The following is a 14401-nucleotide window of genomic DNA, read 5'->3' as shown; positions in this document are numbered from 1 at the left end:
GCGGCGCCGCACGACAATGCCCCGCCACCAGTCGACTTCGCGTGGAAATGTGAGCCTCCACACGAATCGCCAGCCCATCCGAAGACACGCTCGGGCGGACGAGTTCGCCGATCCACGTAACGTTACCCAGCTTAGAGTGGACCTGTGGCCCTGCCCGAGCAGAAGGTTCCGCAAACGGTCGACCCCGGCGTCGTGGCACGCATCGTCACCGATGTCTACGAATTGTGCCGCACCGACGACTCCGGGGAACTCGCCGATTACATCCCCGAACTGGCTGCCGTACAACCCGATTCGTTCGGATTATGCCTGGCTACCGCGGACGGACGCGTCTACGGTACCGGCGACGTCGGCACCGAGTTCACCATCCAGTCGATCTCCAAACCCTTCACCTACGCACTCGCACTGGCCGATCGGGGCATCGCGAGTGTCGATGAACACATCGATGTCGAACCCTCCGGCGACGCGTTCAACGAGATCAGCCTGGACCCGGTGACCGAACGCCCACGTAATCCGATGATCAATGCCGGTGCGATCACCGCGGCCGCGCTGATCAACGGCCGCAACCCGACCGACCGCTTCGAACGCATCCGGCGCTGCTACTCCCGCTTCGCCGGGCGCGAACTCACCATGAACGAAGCGGTGTACGCATCGGAGGCACGCACCGGATTCCGCAATCGCGCCATCGGCTACATGCTGCGCTCCTTCGGCATCATCGAATCCGATCCGGACGAGGCGGTCGACCGGTACTTCCGGCAGTGCTCGGTCGACGTCACCTGCCGCGACCTCGCGCTGATGGCCGCGACATTGGCCAATAACGGAATCAACCCGCTGTCCCGCGAGCGTGCGCTGACCGCGGCCCTCACCGAACGCGTGCTCAGCGTGATGACCACCTGCGGCATGTACAACGCCGCGGGTGACTGGGTGACCACCGTCGGCCTACCCGCCAAGAGCGGTGTCGGCGGTGGCATCCTGGCCGTACTGCCGGGCCAGATCGGCATCGCGGTCTACTCCCCTCGGCTGGATGCACACGGCAACAGCGTGCGCGGAGTCGCGGCCTGCCGGGCACTGTCGCAGCGGCTCGAATTGCACTTCCTGCACGTCACCCGGTCCGCGCGCACCGCGGTCCGCGCCGCGTACACGGTGGCTCAGGCGCCGTCGCGGCTGCGACGTACCACTGACGAGTTGGACGTACTCGCCGAATACGGGCACCGGGCCCGCGTCTACGAACTGCACGGCGACCTGCTCTTCGCGGGTGCCGAACGCACGGTTCGCTCGATCGAGGAGCAGGCGCGCGAGTTGGAGGCACTGGTGGTGGATCTGCGGCAGGTCGGTGAGGTGAGCGAGATCGCGGTGCGGATGCTCGATGCGCTACAGACCGAACTAGCCGCGTCCGGATGCCGCGTCGCCATCGTCGACCCGGACAGCAAACTGGGGCACCTGGTCTCCAGCCTCGATCCGGCCGATCCGCGCGGGCGGGTGTTCATCGACCGCGATACCGCGACCGAATGGTGTGAGGACATCGTCCTCGACCACCATCGGCCCGCCGACGAACCGGTGTCCACCTCCCTGCAAATCGAGGACCATCCCACGCTGGCGGCACTCGCTCCGGACGATCGCGCCAGGCTGGCCAAGGATTTCGAGGTGCGCACCATCGCTCGCGGCGAGGTCATCACCGAGCGCGGCAGCACCCGCTCCGGTTTGTATCTGATTCTCGAGGGCCGGGTCCGTATCACCTTCGAAGGCGCCGATGCCCGGATCCATCGGCTGGTATCGCTTTCGGCCGGCATGTCTTTCGGCGAGATGCCGATGCTGGTCGGGACGCCGTTCGTGAACGAGGCACGCGCGGAAAGCGCAGTCCGCGTTGCGGTTCTGCGTCCGGAGCGGTTCGACGTGCTCACCGAGCAAGCGCCGACGCTGAAACTCGCGCTGATCGAGCGACTCGCCGCGGGTGCGTATGCGCAGATGGATGCGGCGGTGCGCGCGATCGCCGTGCGTGGCGGCGACTATTGACCGGTTTCGCCCGGACCGCGGGGGACATTTCCGAAACATCGACCGTTGCATCTGAAACCGATGAAGTCAGGAGAGGGCCGTGAGCAACAAGAAGTCCGACGACACCACGGGCACGGTCACCACCTTCGGATCCGGCCACGCCCGCGCCACCCCGGATCTGATGCGCGTCACCATTTCCATCGAAACCCGGGCCAGCAAGGTCGCCCTCGCCTACGGCCAGGCCGGTGCGCGCGTCGCCGCCGTCACCGATTCGCTGCGCTCCGATGGCGTTCCCGGCACCGACATCGCCACCAGCGGACTGTCGGTGCGCACCGAAACCGTCTGGCTCGAAGGCGGTGGCTCCAAGATCACCGGTTATGTCGCGACCACCGATCTCACCGTCGTGCTGCGCGATATCGGCGAAACGGCCGATCCGGGCCCCGCCACGATCATCGCCAACTGTGTCGACGCCGGTGGTGACGATGTCCGCCTCGGTGGCCTCACGCTCGGCTTCGCCGATCAGGAGAGTCTGCTCACCCGCGCCCGCGCTGCCGCTTGGGACAATGCGCTGGCCAAGGCCGAACAATATGCGGGCCGCGCCCGGCGCACCCTGGGACCGGTCCTCGAAATCACCGAGAACGCCGCCTCCGCGCCGCCCACGCCGCCTCGGCTCATGGCCGTGTCGGCCCCGATGAACGAGTCATACGGTGGCGCGCCGGTTCCCGTCGAACTCGGCGAATCCGAAATCTCGGCGACCATCCGCGCGACCTGGCAGCTCGACTGATCGAATTCTACCTAATGCTTGCTTGGGTATAGTGAGGGCTTCACCATATCTGCTCAGGAGTCCGCATGTCGTTCGTGCTCATCGAGAAACCGCGACCACAGGTCGCGCTGGTCACGCTCAATCGGCCGGAGCGGATGAATGCGATGGCCTTCGATGTGATGATCCCGCTGCGGGAGGCCCTCGAAACGGTCAGTGCCGATAACGAGGTGCGAGTCGTGGTGCTCACCGGCGCGGGCGACGGCTTCTGCTCCGGCGCGGATCTGCAGAACGCGGGCCCGATTCCCAATACCGAGGGCCTGACCAAGACCAGCGTCGCGCGGCGCTCGATGGATCTGCTCAACGATGTGATGATCACACTGCGGCGAATGAACCAACCGGTCATCGGCGCGATCAACGGCGCGGCGATCGGCGGTGGATTCTGTCTCAGCGTCGCCACCGATATCCGAATCGCGGGCGAGGACGCCTACTTTCGCGCGGCGGGCATCAACAACGGCCTCACCTCAGCGGAATTGGGCATCAGCTATCTGCTGCCGCGCGCCATCGGCGCCTCGCGCGCCTTCGAGATCATGTTGTCGGGCCGGGATGTCGATGCGGTCGAGGCCGAACGCATCGGCCTGGTCTCGCGTGTCGTGCCCATCGCCAAACTTCTCGACACCTGCTACGACCTTTCCGAACGGATTATCAGCTTCAGCCGCGTCGGCACCGAGCTCACCAAACGCATGCTGTGGAGCGGCATGGAGGCGGGCGGTTTCGAATCGCATATGCAGCACGAGGGCATGTCCCAGCTCTACGTCCGCCTCACCACCGACAACTTCGACGAGGCCATCCGGGCACGCCGCGACCGTCGGCCACCGGTATACGAGGACTGACCTCCACGCACGGCCGTCGATCAAGATCAGGTGGAGCTGGTGGCGGCGCCTTCTCGCTTGGGTTCAAGGGGACGATGCCGCCACAGTTTCCACCTGATCTTGATGAGGTGTGGGGGGTTTAGCGCTCGAGGAGAGCGAGGCATTCGACGTGGTGGGTGGCGGGGAAGGCGTCGAAGGTGCGGAGGTCGGTGAGGTGGTAGCCCGCCGACCGGTAAAGGGCCAGGTCGCGGGCGAAAGAAGCCGGATCGCAACCGATGTGGATGATTCGAGTCGGACCGCTGGTGGTCACGGCGGTGACGACGTCCTTGCCCGCGCCCGCCCGGGGTGGGTCGAGGACGACGACATCCGGGGCGGCGCTGCTGGCGTGTTCGGCCAGCCAGTGTTCGACGCGTTGGGCGCGCAGGTCCAGCCACGGCAGATCGCGCAGCGCGGCATTGCCGTCGGCGACCGCGGACCTTGTCGATTCCACCGCGAGCACCGAACCGGTCGGACCGACCTGTCCGGCCAACGCGGCCGCGAAGACCCCGACACCGCTGTACAGATCCCATGCTCGCGCTCCGAGACCGAGCCCGGCCCAGCCAGCGACCAGATCCGAATAGCATTGCGCCGCACCACGATGGGCCTGCCAGAACCCGGTCGCCGCGAGCTCCCACCGCCGCCCGGCCACATATTCGACCGTCCGACCGCTACCACCCATCACCCATTCGTCCCGAGCCGCATGCGTCGCCGCCCGCCGCGCCGCCGCCCGCCGCCGAACCCCCTCGCCCCCAACTGCGCCACCGAACTCATCACGACCCCGTTCCTGCCGCCTACCCCGATCACCACCGCGACTCCACTCGCCATCCTCCCCTGGTTCGGCACCACGACTCCGACCGACACCATCCCGGCCCCCGCCGACATCGTCGAAGCGCTGCCACCCCGCGCCACCGCGACCCGCACGACCACCCCGACGGGCGTCATCACCGTGCCCGCGTGCGCCGGTGTGCGGCCAGTCGGTACCACCGGGTCCGCGCTCAGCGGCACGACGTTTCCCGGCGCGGCGGTCCCCGCCGCGCGGCGAGGGCCGTTCGCTCCCACGCTCGGCACGACCCGCGACCACCGACGGGGCCAGCTCGACGATGTGTCGCATCCCGTCACCATCCACCGCGATCACCAGATCCGCACCGGGCGTCCACATTCGATCCGCGATGCCGTCCATCGCACCCGGAACCGGTTGGGGGCAGCGCAGATCGGTGATCACTTCGGTGCTGCGGTACCCGTGTACTCCGGCGCGGCCCTCGGCATCGACGGCCAGCCGGACGCGGGTGCGCCAGCCGCCGATGGCGTCGACAGGGTATCCGGCGATCGGCTCCACGGTGACATCGCGTTCGATTCCGGCGATACGACGCAACTGCTCCGCGACCACCGCCGCCTTCAGCTCCCGCTGCGCCGCCGGGGTGGCGAAGGAGAAATCACAGCAGCCCGCGCCACCGGGTCCGGAGACGGGACAGGTGGCGGGGACACGATCCGGGGACGGCTCCAGAATCTCGATCGCCTCTGCCCGGCAGAACGAACCCCCGCGATCCTCGGTGACCCGCACTCGAACCAGCTCGTCGGGCAGTCCATGTCGCACGAAGACCACCCGGCCCTCGTACCGCGCGACGCAGAATCCGCCGTGCCCTGGCGGCCCGAGCCGTACCTCGAATGTGTTCGAGCGCCAGTCGGTCACCCTTGGTCCTCGTACCCGCGTCGCACCGCGCCCGGCGCATTCACCACACCCGCCTGCCTGGCCTTCGCGGACGACGTCAACTGCCACGGCACACTCGTCACCATGACGCCGGGCTCGAACAGCAACCTGCCCTTGAGCCGCAGCGCGCTCTGGTTGTGCAGGATCTGCTCCCACCAATGTCCGACAACGTATTCCGGAATGAATACGGTCACCACATCGCGCGGCGAATCGCGCCGCACCCGCTTGACGTAATCCAGTACCGGCTTGGTGATTTCGCGATAGGGCGATTCGATCACCTTGAGCGGCACCGTGATATCGCTGCGCTCCCACTCCCGCACCAGCGCCCTGGTATCGGCCTCGTCGACGTTCACCGTCACCGCCTCCAAGGTATCGGGGCGGGTAGCGCGTGCGTAGGCCAGCGCCCGACGTGTCGGCAAATGGAGTTTGGATATCAATACGATCGAATGCGACCGACTCGGCAGCACACCGTCCCATTCGTGCTCGTCGAGCTCGCGAGAAACCGAATCATAGTGTCGCCGAATGAGTTTCATCACAACGAAGATCGCCACCATGGTGCAGATCGCGATCCAGGCACCGGCGAAGAACTTGGTGATCAGCACGATGACCAGCACCGTCCCGGTGGCACTCAGCCCGATTGCGTTGATCACCCGCGAGCGCTTCATCCGCGCTCGCTGCGACGGATCGGTTTCGGTGCGCAACAACCGGGTCCAGTGCCGCAGCATGCCGGTCTGGCTGAGCACGAACGAGACGAACACCCCGACGATATAGAGCTGGATGAGCTTGGTCACCTCGGCGCCGAACACCACGACGAAGGCGACAGCCGCACCGGAGAGGAACAGGATCCCGTTGCTGAACGCCAACCTGTCGCCGCGCGTATGCAACTGCCGCGGCAGGTAACGGTCCTGCGCCAGAATCGAACCCAGCACCGGGAAGCCATTGAACGCGGTATTCGCCGCGAGCACCAGGATCAGCGCGGTCACCGTGGTGATGAAGAAGAAGCCGATCGGGAATCCGTGGAATACGGTCTCGGCCAGCTGCGCGATCAAGGTCTTCTGGTGATAGTCCGCGGGAGCGCCGATCAAGTCGGATTCGTTGTGCGCGTAGACGACTCCGATCTTCTGGGCCAGGATGATGATGCCCATCAGCAATGCGATCGCGATACTGCCGAGCATCAGCAGCGTGGTGGCGGCATTGCGCGACTTGGGTTTCCGGAATGCGGGCACACCATTGCTGATCGCCTCGACACCGGTCAATGCGGCACAGCCGGAGGAGAACGCCCGCGCGATCAGGAAGGCGAACGCGAGTCCGTACAGGTGCTCCTCCTCGGCATTGAGCTCGAAGCCCGCCGATTCGGCGCGCAGGTCGTCGCCGAGCACGAAGATGCGGAACAGTCCCCACCCCAGCATCGCGAACATGCCGAAGATGAAGGCGTAAGTCGGAATCGCGAAGGCGACACCCGATTCCCGGATGCCGCGCAGATTGATCGATGTCAGCACGACGATGGCGATCACCGCGAACAACACCTTGTGCGTGGCGACGAACGGTATCGCCGATCCGATATTCGACGCCGCCGAGGAGATCGATACCGCCACCGTGAGCACATAGTCGACCAGCAGCGCGCTGCCGACGGTGAGCCCGGCATTGGGCCCGAGATTCGTCGTGGCAACCTCGTAGTCACCGCCGCCGGAGGGATAGGCATGCACATTCTGCCGATAGCTGGCTACCACCACCGCCATCACGAACGCGACGGCCAGACCCACCCAGGGCGCGTAGACATAGGCAGAGATGCCTGCCACCGAAAGGACGAGGAAAATTTCCTCCGGTGCGTACGCCACCGAGGACATGGCATCGGAGGCGAACACCGGGAGTGCGATTCGCTTCGGCAGCAGGGTATGGCCCAGCGCATCGCTACGGAAAGGCCTGCCCAGCAGCACACGTTTGGCTGCCGTCGTCAACTTGGACACTGGAGCGAGCATAGATCCCCGCAGGATGGAGCGCTCCCTCGGCCGGCTCCCGTCGTATGTTTGGTTGACAGGCAGAGGGGGAAGTTGGGCCATGGAAACATCTGGCGGGTACGGTTCCATGCCGGAGATAGCAAACTGGACGCCCCGCGGGCGTGAGCTCACGGCCCGGCTTGAACACAGTTTCCAGGAACGAGGTTGCGGTGTACGTAGTGATCATGGGTTGCGGGCGAGTCGGCTCGTCGCTGGCACGCGCCCTGGTCCGGGTCGGCCATGAGGTCACCGTGATCGACCGGGACCACAGCGCCTTCCTGCGCCTCGGCGAGGACTTCCCCGGCGAACGGGTGGTGGGCGTCGGCTTCGACCGGGATGTGCTGACCCGCGCGGGAATCGAGCGGGCCGACGCGTTCGCCGCGGTCTCCTCCGGCGACAACTCCAACATCATATCCGCGCGCGTGGCCCGGGAAATGTTCGGCGTGCAGCGCGTGGTCGCGCGCATCTACGATGCCAAACGCGCCGCCGTCTACGAGCGCCTCGGCATTCCGACCATCGCCACCGTGCCGTGGACCACCGACCGCTTCCTGACCACGCTGATCGGGGACGGCGGCACCACCACCTGGCGCGATCCGACGGGCACCGTCGCGGTAGCCCAGTTGACATTGCACGAAGAGTGGTACGGGCGCACCGTGCGCGATCTGGAGCGCAATGTGGGCGTCAGGGTCGCATTCATCATCCGGTTCGGTCAGGGCCTGCTCCCCGAGAGCAAGACCGTGGTCCAAGCCGACGACATCGTCTATGTCGCAGCCACCTCCGGCTCCGTCGGCGAGGCCGTCGCCTTGGCCGGCAAGCCCCCAGCAAGCGAGGACTGAAATGAAAGTGGCGATCGCCGGAGCCGGCGCCGTCGGCCGATCGATAGCCAGGGAGCTATTGCGCGGCGGCCATCGGGTCATGCTGCTCGAGCGCCAGCTCGACCACATCGACCCCGCCGCCATCCCGGATGCGGTCTGGGTCCATGCCGACGCGTGCGAACTGGCACTGCTGGAGGATGCGGGTCTGCAGACCTACGAGGTCGTCATCGCCGCCACCGGCGACGATAAGGCGAATCTGGTGCACAGCCTGCTCGCCAAGACCGAATTCGGCGTGCGCCGGGTGGTGGCGCGCGTCAACGATCCGCGCAATGAATGGCTCTTCGACGCGTCCTGGGGCGTCGATGTCGCGGTGTCGACACCGCGGCTGCTCGCCTCGCTGGTGGAAGAGGCGGTGTCGGTCGGCGATCTGGTCCGGTTGATGACGCTGCGGCAGGGGCAGGCCAATCTGGTCGAGATCACCCTGCCCAGCGATACCGCCTTGGCGGGCAAACCGGTCCGCACACTCACCCTGCCGCGCGACGCCGCCTTGGTGACGATTCTGCGCGGCGGCCGGGTAATCGTGCCGCAGCCCGACGACCCCTTCGAGGGCGATGACGAGCTGTTGTTCGTGACCTCCGTGGAGGCCGAGGAAGATCTGCGGGTGGCGCTGGCCACGCACGGCATCAAACCCTGACACCCCGACGGGGCTGATGCGGATCAGCGCCTTACCGACCTCAGGACGCGGCCGCGAGCTGGGCGCGCAGCTTGTTCAGCGCACGGTGCTGCATCACCCGAACCACGCCGGGACTGGTGCCGATGGCCTCGGCGGTCTGCGCCGCGGTCCAGCCGAGCACGATCCGCATCACCAGTACTTCGCGGTGGGCGGGTGCCAGGATTTTCATCAGTTCTCGGGTGGCCTCGCGACGCTCGGATGCGATCGCCCACTCCTCCGGACCGGCGGCGGTCGATGCCGTATCGGGCACCTCGTCGACCGGGTACATCGGGTGCAGCTGCGAACGCCGGAACGCGTCGGCCACCTTATTGGCCGCGATGCCGTAGACGAAGGCCAGGAACGACTTGCCCTGATCGCGATAGCGTGGAATGGCGTTGACGGTGGCCAGCAGGATCTCCTGCACCACATCGTCGGCCGTGACGTGCAGATGTGCGGTATTACCAAGGCGCGCACCGCAATACCGGCGCACGAGCGGGTGCACCAGCCGGATGATCTCGGCGATCGCCGGGCGGTCGCCCGCGGCCGCCGGAGCGATCAACTTATCCAGTTCGGCCGATACCCGACGGCTCTCCGAGAGGGCCGGGTTGTGGTGGGCTTGCTTCTTCGACAGTGCCGCAATGTTGTGCTCGGTAGCCAACTTCCGAGTCCTTCCTCGTCGATCGTGCTTTCTTGCTTGCACTGATCGTCTGACGAACTCGATGGCCCAACCAGGTACCCCAGGGTGGGGACTCCCCCACCTCCGGCGGCGATTCGTTAACACCCCAGCGAAATCGGGGTGGGAAGTCCTAGGCCGTTTCGGCGGCCGTACCCCGGCCCACCGGCAGATGTCCAGCCCGGCGCACCGCCCACACGGTGACGGCCAGCGCGACCGCGGTCAGCGGCCAGCCCATCGCGATGCGCGCGAAGGCCAGCCAGCCGGTGCGATCGGTGTCGTAGAGCTGTGACTGCACCAGATAGCGCGCGCCGAAGACGACCACCCAGGTGGTGGTCGCGAGGTCATAGAGGCGCACGACGCGGCGGTCGGAGCGCCATTCGGTGCCGTGGCCGTTGAGCACACCCCAGATCACGCCGACCAGCGGCCAGCGCACCAGCATCGACACCAGGAACACTCCGGCATAGACCAGGCTGGTGTAGATGCCGAACAGGAAGAAGCCCTTCGCCTCACCCATTCGATAGGCGATGAACGCGCATATGCCCACCCCGAGGAAGCCGGAGATCGCGGGCTGGATGGGGCTGCGCCGCACCAGCCGCCACACCAGAATCGCGGCCGCTACGCCGAGTGCCGTCCAGATCGCCGCGGTGAGCCCGGCAAAGGTGTTCACGGGCACGAAGACCAGTACGGGCAGAGTCGAGTAGATCAGGCCGCTGAAGCCGCCCAGTTGCTCGAGCAAGGTTTGTTCGGCCTCTTCGGTTTCCGCGTCGACAGAGCGATCCACGACGTCGGACGGGCCCGTCTCGATCGGCTCACGACCTCTGGTGTGGAGCTCGGCGGCATTCTCGTTGCTCGATGGCATACGTCAGCTGTTCTCACGCAATTCGTAGTAGGGGTTGTAGATCACCTTACGGCCATCCCGGTCACCCACTCGACCGCGGACGAGGATCTTGCGTCCCGGTTCGATACCGGGAATGCGTCGGCGACCGATCCACACCAGACTGATGGCATCGGTGCCGTCGAAGAATTCTGCCTGAACACTGGCGCCGACGGACTTCGGACACGCCTCGACACTGCGTAGTCGGCCGAGCATGGTGGCCTCCTCACCGCGCTGACAGTCCGAGGCCCGGCACGCACCCGACGCATCGGCCGATTCGGCGAGTTCCTCGGCGTCCAACTGATCGATATCCTCGGTCAGCCTGCGGCTCAGACGGCGAAAATAACCTGAGGCGGCGGATGACATGTGACGCTCTCCTGCGTGGAGCAAGACGACGTGGGTCACACGCCATCGGGGTTGTTCCGGTAACGACCGGCTGTTGGCCGTATACCCGCCACTGTAGATGCGCAACCCTCCCCCCGCTACGCTCGGACCGGTGTTCGACTCCCCACATTTCGCGCCGGGCCGCGGCGGCCGCGCCACGATCGCCGTTGCGTTGCCGGGAACCGGATCGGATGCCGACTTCGCACGCCGCGCCTTCGGACCGGCTTGCGCCGCACGCGGAATCGAATTCGTAGCCGTCGAACCCGACCCGACCGGAGTGGTTGCCGGTTACCGGGCGGCGCTCGATGCGGCCGCGAGGCGTGGCCCGGTCCTGGCCACCGGGATCTCCCTCGGTGCGGCGGTCGCGCTCGAATGGGCGGCTGAACATCCCGAAGCGGCAACCGGCGTGGTGGCGGCGCTACCGGCCTGGACCGGGCCCGATACCGCCGCCTGCCCGGCCGCGCTCAGCGCCGCCGCCACCGCGGCCCAGCTGCGTGCGGACGGTCTCGACGCGGTCGTGGCACGGATGCGCGCCAGCAGCCCGCGCTGGCTCGCCGATGCGCTCACCCAGTCCTGGCATTCGCAGTGGCCGCGGCTGCCGGAGGCACTGCAGGAAGCCGCGGACTACAAGTGGCCCGATGCCGAGCGACTCGGCACCGTCGAGGTGCCCGTCGCGATCGTGACCGCCGTCGACGATCCCGTGCATCCGCTGTCGGTCGCCGAGGAATGGGCCGAGCTGATCCCACGCGCCGAGTTGATCCGGGTCACCCTCGATGAACTCGGCACGAATCCCGCGATTCTCGGAACCGCGGGACTCGCGGTGTTCTAGTTCAGCCCGAGCTGTTGCATGGCGGAGCCGTCCGCACCGCGGCGCGGCTCATTCGGCATGCGCGGCGGGATCAGCGGCTGCGGGGTGGGCTGGACAGTGGCCTGCTGGGCGGCCATTGCCTGCTGCTGGGCCTCCACCTGCGCATGATGCGCTGCGGCCAGCTGCTCGGCCAACTCCGGCGGCAGCACGACGGCCAGCGGCTCGCGCACCGGCATCGGGTCGTCGCCGCGCCGGATCACGGTCTCGGTCAGGATGGCTCGCGCGGCCCGCACCAGCGGACTGCCGTCATCGGCGGCACCCTGTGGACCCGCGGCCACCAGCCGCACCATCCAGCGCGGACCGTCCACCCCGATGAAGCGCAGATCCGCGCCCTCGGTGATGGCGAGCAGTTCCCGGCCCCACGGTCCCGTTTCCACCGCGACCCTGGCGCCGTCCTTGCGTAGCGATTCGGCGAGATCCGCTGCCACCGAACGCCATTGGCCCGCCGACTTGGGCGCGGCATAGGCCGCGACGGTGAGCCGACCGTGTTCGGTCGCCAAGTGCACCGCCTGCGGCGTGCCGTCCGGGGTCATCTCGACCTGTAATTGGCCACCCGGTGGCACCGGCAGGATTACCGAACCCAGATCGAGGCGCTGATCGGAGACATTGTCCAGCAGCTCGGCCACCTCGTCGTAGTCGTACGGGCCGGATTTGGGCATCTCCGCGACGTCGTCATCGTGGTAGTCGTCATCGTCGTAGTCGTCATCGTCGTACTCGGATTCGTCGTACTCGGGCTCGTCGTCGTAATGCGCGGCGGCGTAATCAGCTGGGACGATCGGGTTCTCATCGGTGATCGGATCGATGATGGGGTTCTCATCGGTGATCGGATCGACGATGGGGTTCTCATCGGTGATCGGCTCGTCGTCGTAATCCGGGTCGCCATAGGCGGCGTACTCACCGTATTCGTCGGCGTATTCGTCGTCGTAGCGGTCCTCGGCGTACTCGTCACGTCCACCGGACTTACGTCTCTTTCCGAACATTCCGTCATGCCTCCTTGCCGAGTGTGCCCGCCTCGTCGGCCGGCGCGGCCAGACTCGCGTGGCCACCGCTCGACCCGTAACCGCCCGCACCTCGCGTGGTGTCGTCGAGTACGTCGACCTCCACGAAGTCGACCAGCTCCACCCGCTGCACCAGCAGCTGCGCGATCCGGTCGCCGCGGCGCAATTCGATCGGGGTGCGCGGATCGTGATTGATCAGGCACACCTTGATTTCGCCCCGATAGCCCGCATCGACGGTGCCCGGCGTATTCACCACAGACAGACCGGTTTTCGCGGCCAGTCCGGACCTGGGATGGATCAGGCCGACCGTACCGACCGGCAGTGCGACCGCGACACCGGTGCCGACCAGCACCCGCTCCCCCGGTTCGATGATGACGTCCTCCGTAGTGCACAGGTCCACGCCCGCGTCGCCGTGGTGGGCACGCATTGGCACGGGGATGCCGGGATCAAGCCGCAGCAAAGGTATGGGTGAAAGGGCGCTCATGACTGCGCCTCGCTGACGCTCGGCTCCGTCATGACCGCCCAGGCGGCTGTGTCTATCAGTCGCTCGCTACGCTCGCTCATGACTGCGCCTCGCTGACGCTCGGCTCCGTCATGACCGCCCAGGCGGCTGTGTTGATTAATCGCTCGCTGCGCTCGCTCACATTGCCCGAGCCTACGCGTACGCCCTCGACCTCAGTGAATTAGTGTTGAGTCGTGTCGGACCAGCCCAACCCAGTGACCATGGACGAACAACAGCGAAGCTTCGAGCCCTACCGCGAACGGCTGTGGGTGCCGCTGTGGTGGTGGCCGATCGCATTCGCCATCGCCGGGTTGCTGGCCGCCGAAATTCATATGGGCGCACCAGGTCTGCGCGCCTGGTTGCCCTACGCGTTGCTGTTTCCGGTGCCGGTGTGGGTGCTGTTGTGGCTGAGCCGCCATCGGGTGGAGGTCGCCCAGGATGCCGCCGGTATCCGCGAACTCCGCGCCGATCGCGCTTATCTGCCGGTGAATTTCGTGGCCAGATCGGCCACGGTGGCTCCCACCGCCAAGAGCGCGGCGCTGGGCCGCCAGCTCGACCCCGCCGCTTATGTCCAACATCGGCCATGGGTGGGGCCGATGGTGTTGCTTGTACTCGACGACCCGGACGATCCGACGCCGTACTGGTTGATCAGTACGCGACGGCCGGACCGGGTCTTGGCCGCGCTTGGCATACCTGGCTGAGGCCGGGCGTGCCGAGCGCGGGCTGACCGTTGATCTCGGGCTGGAGATCAGATCTCGCACCGGAGATCAGGCTGCACAGTCCATGCAGATCAGCTGACCGCCACTCTCACTGGCCAGCCTGCTCCGATGATGGACCAGGAAACAGCTGGAACAGGTGAACTCGTCGGCCTGCTTCGGGATCACCCGAACTGTCAGGACCTCCTCGGACAAGTCCGCGCCGGGAAGCTCGAACGACTCCGCGGTATCGGATTCGTCGATATCCACGACGGCGGACTGTGCCTCGTTGCGACGAGCCTTCAGCTCCTCCAGCGAATCTTCCGACACTTCGTCGGATTCAGTGCGCCTCGGTGCGTCATAGTCGGTTGCCATGTCGTCTTCCCCTCGTCCTTACTCCGTATATCCCGGACCGGGCCGCTCACACCGATCCCTCGGAATCGGAATGACCAGCACCGCCCCGCCGGTGGTGCACGTCACACGTACACCGGTCCCCTATCAGGGCGGATCAT

General features: G+C 66.5%; 15 protein-coding genes. 7 read left to right on the top strand and 8 right to left on the bottom strand.

Annotated features, from left to right (window positions below; translation table 11 throughout):
• The first annotated feature begins 192 nt into the window (after window positions 1-192).
• From glsA to AB0L58_RS01100, 3 genes are all read left to right on the top strand, one after another.
• Complete coding sequence (glsA, locus tag AB0L58_RS01110; protein ID WP_364380146.1) at window positions 193-2010, top strand: glutaminase A; 1818 nt, start codon at window positions 193-195, stop codon at window positions 2008-2010.
• Between the two features lie 79 nt (window positions 2011-2089).
• Complete coding sequence (locus AB0L58_RS01105; RefSeq protein ID WP_364378966.1) at window positions 2090-2773, top strand: SIMPL domain-containing protein; 684 nt, start codon at window positions 2090-2092, stop codon at window positions 2771-2773.
• Between the two features lie 65 nt (window positions 2774-2838).
• Window positions 2839-3642 (top strand): enoyl-CoA hydratase, encoded by an 804-nt coding sequence (locus tag AB0L58_RS01100; RefSeq protein WP_364378964.1) that lies wholly within the window; start codon window positions 2839-2841, stop codon window positions 3640-3642.
• Between the two features lie 118 nt (window positions 3643-3760).
• Here the strand turns inward: AB0L58_RS01100 and AB0L58_RS01095 are convergent, their stop codons facing one another.
• Together AB0L58_RS01095 and AB0L58_RS01090 are read right to left on the bottom strand one after the other, a co-directional pair.
• On the bottom strand, window positions 3761-5350 hold the full coding sequence (locus AB0L58_RS01095) for a TRAM domain-containing protein (RefSeq protein WP_364378961.1): 1590 nt from the start codon (window positions 5348-5350) through the stop codon (window positions 3761-3763).
• Entirely contained in the window at window positions 5347-7335 is a 1989-nt protein-coding gene (locus tag AB0L58_RS01090; RefSeq protein WP_364378958.1) for an APC family permease, read from the bottom strand. Before AB0L58_RS01090 ends, AB0L58_RS01095 begins: the two co-directional genes overlap by 4 nt.
• 200 nt (window positions 7336-7535) lie before the next feature.
• Here AB0L58_RS01090 and AB0L58_RS01085 point away from each other — a divergent pair, with 200 nt between their 5' ends.
• Together AB0L58_RS01085 and AB0L58_RS01080 are read left to right on the top strand one after the other, a co-directional pair.
• Window positions 7536-8201 (top strand): TrkA family potassium uptake protein, encoded by a 666-nt coding sequence (locus AB0L58_RS01085; protein WP_364378955.1) that lies wholly within the window; start codon window positions 7536-7538, stop codon window positions 8199-8201.
• A gap of 1 nt (window position 8202) precedes the next feature.
• Window positions 8203-8874 carry a TrkA family potassium uptake protein gene (locus AB0L58_RS01080; RefSeq protein ID WP_062988989.1) on the top strand — a complete coding sequence of 224 codons (672 nt, stop codon included), beginning with the start codon at window positions 8203-8205 and terminating at the stop codon, window positions 8872-8874.
• Between the two features lie 40 nt (window positions 8875-8914).
• On the opposite strand, the gene AB0L58_RS01075 is transcribed toward AB0L58_RS01080, so the two are convergent.
• The 3 genes from AB0L58_RS01075 to AB0L58_RS01065 form a co-directional block, all read right to left on the bottom strand.
• Window positions 8915-9550 (bottom strand): sigma-70 family RNA polymerase sigma factor, encoded by a 636-nt coding sequence (locus tag AB0L58_RS01075; protein ID WP_364378951.1) that lies wholly within the window; start codon window positions 9548-9550, stop codon window positions 8915-8917.
• A 148-nt stretch (window positions 9551-9698) separates the two neighbouring features.
• Entirely contained in the window at window positions 9699-10427 is a 729-nt protein-coding gene (locus AB0L58_RS01070) for a DUF3159 domain-containing protein (RefSeq protein ID WP_364378948.1), read from the bottom strand.
• Between the two features lie 3 nt (window positions 10428-10430).
• Window positions 10431-10808 (bottom strand): OB-fold nucleic acid binding domain-containing protein, encoded by a 378-nt coding sequence (locus AB0L58_RS01065; RefSeq protein ID WP_364378946.1) that lies wholly within the window; start codon window positions 10806-10808, stop codon window positions 10431-10433.
• Window positions 10809-10938: 130 nt separating this feature from the next.
• On the opposite strand from AB0L58_RS01065, the gene AB0L58_RS01060 reads away from it, so the two are divergent.
• On the top strand, window positions 10939-11655 hold the full coding sequence (locus tag AB0L58_RS01060; RefSeq protein ID WP_364378943.1) for an alpha/beta hydrolase: 717 nt from the start codon (window positions 10939-10941) through the stop codon (window positions 11653-11655).
• Here the strand turns inward: AB0L58_RS01060 and AB0L58_RS01055 are convergent.
• On the bottom strand, window positions 11652-12674 hold the full coding sequence (locus tag AB0L58_RS01055; protein WP_364378940.1) for a DUF3710 domain-containing protein: 1023 nt from the start codon (window positions 12672-12674) through the stop codon (window positions 11652-11654). The genes AB0L58_RS01060 and AB0L58_RS01055 overlap by 4 nt on opposite strands.
• Before the next feature lie 4 nt (window positions 12675-12678).
• Complete coding sequence (dut, locus tag AB0L58_RS01050) at window positions 12679-13176, bottom strand: dUTP diphosphatase (RefSeq protein WP_364378937.1); 498 nt, start codon at window positions 13174-13176, stop codon at window positions 12679-12681.
• A gap of 239 nt (window positions 13177-13415) precedes the next feature.
• Between dut and AB0L58_RS01045 the strand changes: the two genes are divergently transcribed.
• Window positions 13416-13895 carry a DUF3093 domain-containing protein gene (locus AB0L58_RS01045; protein ID WP_364380143.1) on the top strand — a complete coding sequence of 160 codons (480 nt, stop codon included), beginning with the start codon at window positions 13416-13418 and terminating at the stop codon, window positions 13893-13895.
• Between the two features lie 66 nt (window positions 13896-13961).
• Here the strand turns inward: AB0L58_RS01045 and AB0L58_RS01040 are convergent, their stop codons facing one another.
• Window positions 13962-14264: a DUF4193 domain-containing protein gene (locus AB0L58_RS01040; RefSeq protein ID WP_040692543.1), complete on the bottom strand. Its 303-nt coding sequence runs from the start codon at window positions 14262-14264 to the stop codon at window positions 13962-13964.
• Window positions 14265-14401: the final 137 nt, after the last annotated feature.

It is taken from the genome of Nocardia sp. NPDC052112 (assembly GCF_040680135.1).
Classification (GTDB): Bacteria; Actinomycetota; Actinomycetes; order Mycobacteriales; family Mycobacteriaceae; genus Nocardia.
Note: the sequence above shows the minus strand (reverse complement) of the source record. Positions and strands in the feature narration are given on the sequence as shown.

What these genes read in the sequence shown, in the direction of transcription:
- AB0L58_RS01100 (WP_364378964.1), top strand. Translation starts at nt 2,839, where the DNA reads ATGTCGTTCGTGCTCATCGAGAAACCGCGACCACAGGTCGCGCTGGTC.
- AB0L58_RS01080 (WP_062988989.1), top strand. Translation starts at nt 8,203, where the DNA reads ATGAAAGTGGCGATCGCCGGAGCCGGCGCCGTCGGCCGATCGATAGCC.
- AB0L58_RS01070 (WP_364378948.1), bottom strand. Translation starts at nt 10,427, where the DNA reads ATGCCATCGAGCAACGAGAATGCCGCCGAGCTCCACACCAGAGGTCGT.
- AB0L58_RS01065 (WP_364378946.1), bottom strand. Translation starts at nt 10,808, where the DNA reads ATGTCATCCGCCGCCTCAGGTTATTTTCGCCGTCTGAGCCGCAGGCTG.
- AB0L58_RS01055 (WP_364378940.1), bottom strand. Translation starts at nt 12,674, where the DNA reads ATGTTCGGAAAGAGACGTAAGTCCGGTGGACGTGACGAGTACGCCGAG.
- dut (WP_364378937.1), bottom strand. Translation starts at nt 13,176, where the DNA reads ATGAGCGCCCTTTCACCCATACCTTTGCTGCGGCTTGATCCCGGCATC.
- AB0L58_RS01045 (WP_364380143.1), top strand. Translation starts at nt 13,416, where the DNA reads ATGGACGAACAACAGCGAAGCTTCGAGCCCTACCGCGAACGGCTGTGG.
- AB0L58_RS01040 (WP_040692543.1), bottom strand. Translation starts at nt 14,264, where the DNA reads ATGGCAACCGACTATGACGCACCGAGGCGCACTGAATCCGACGAAGTG.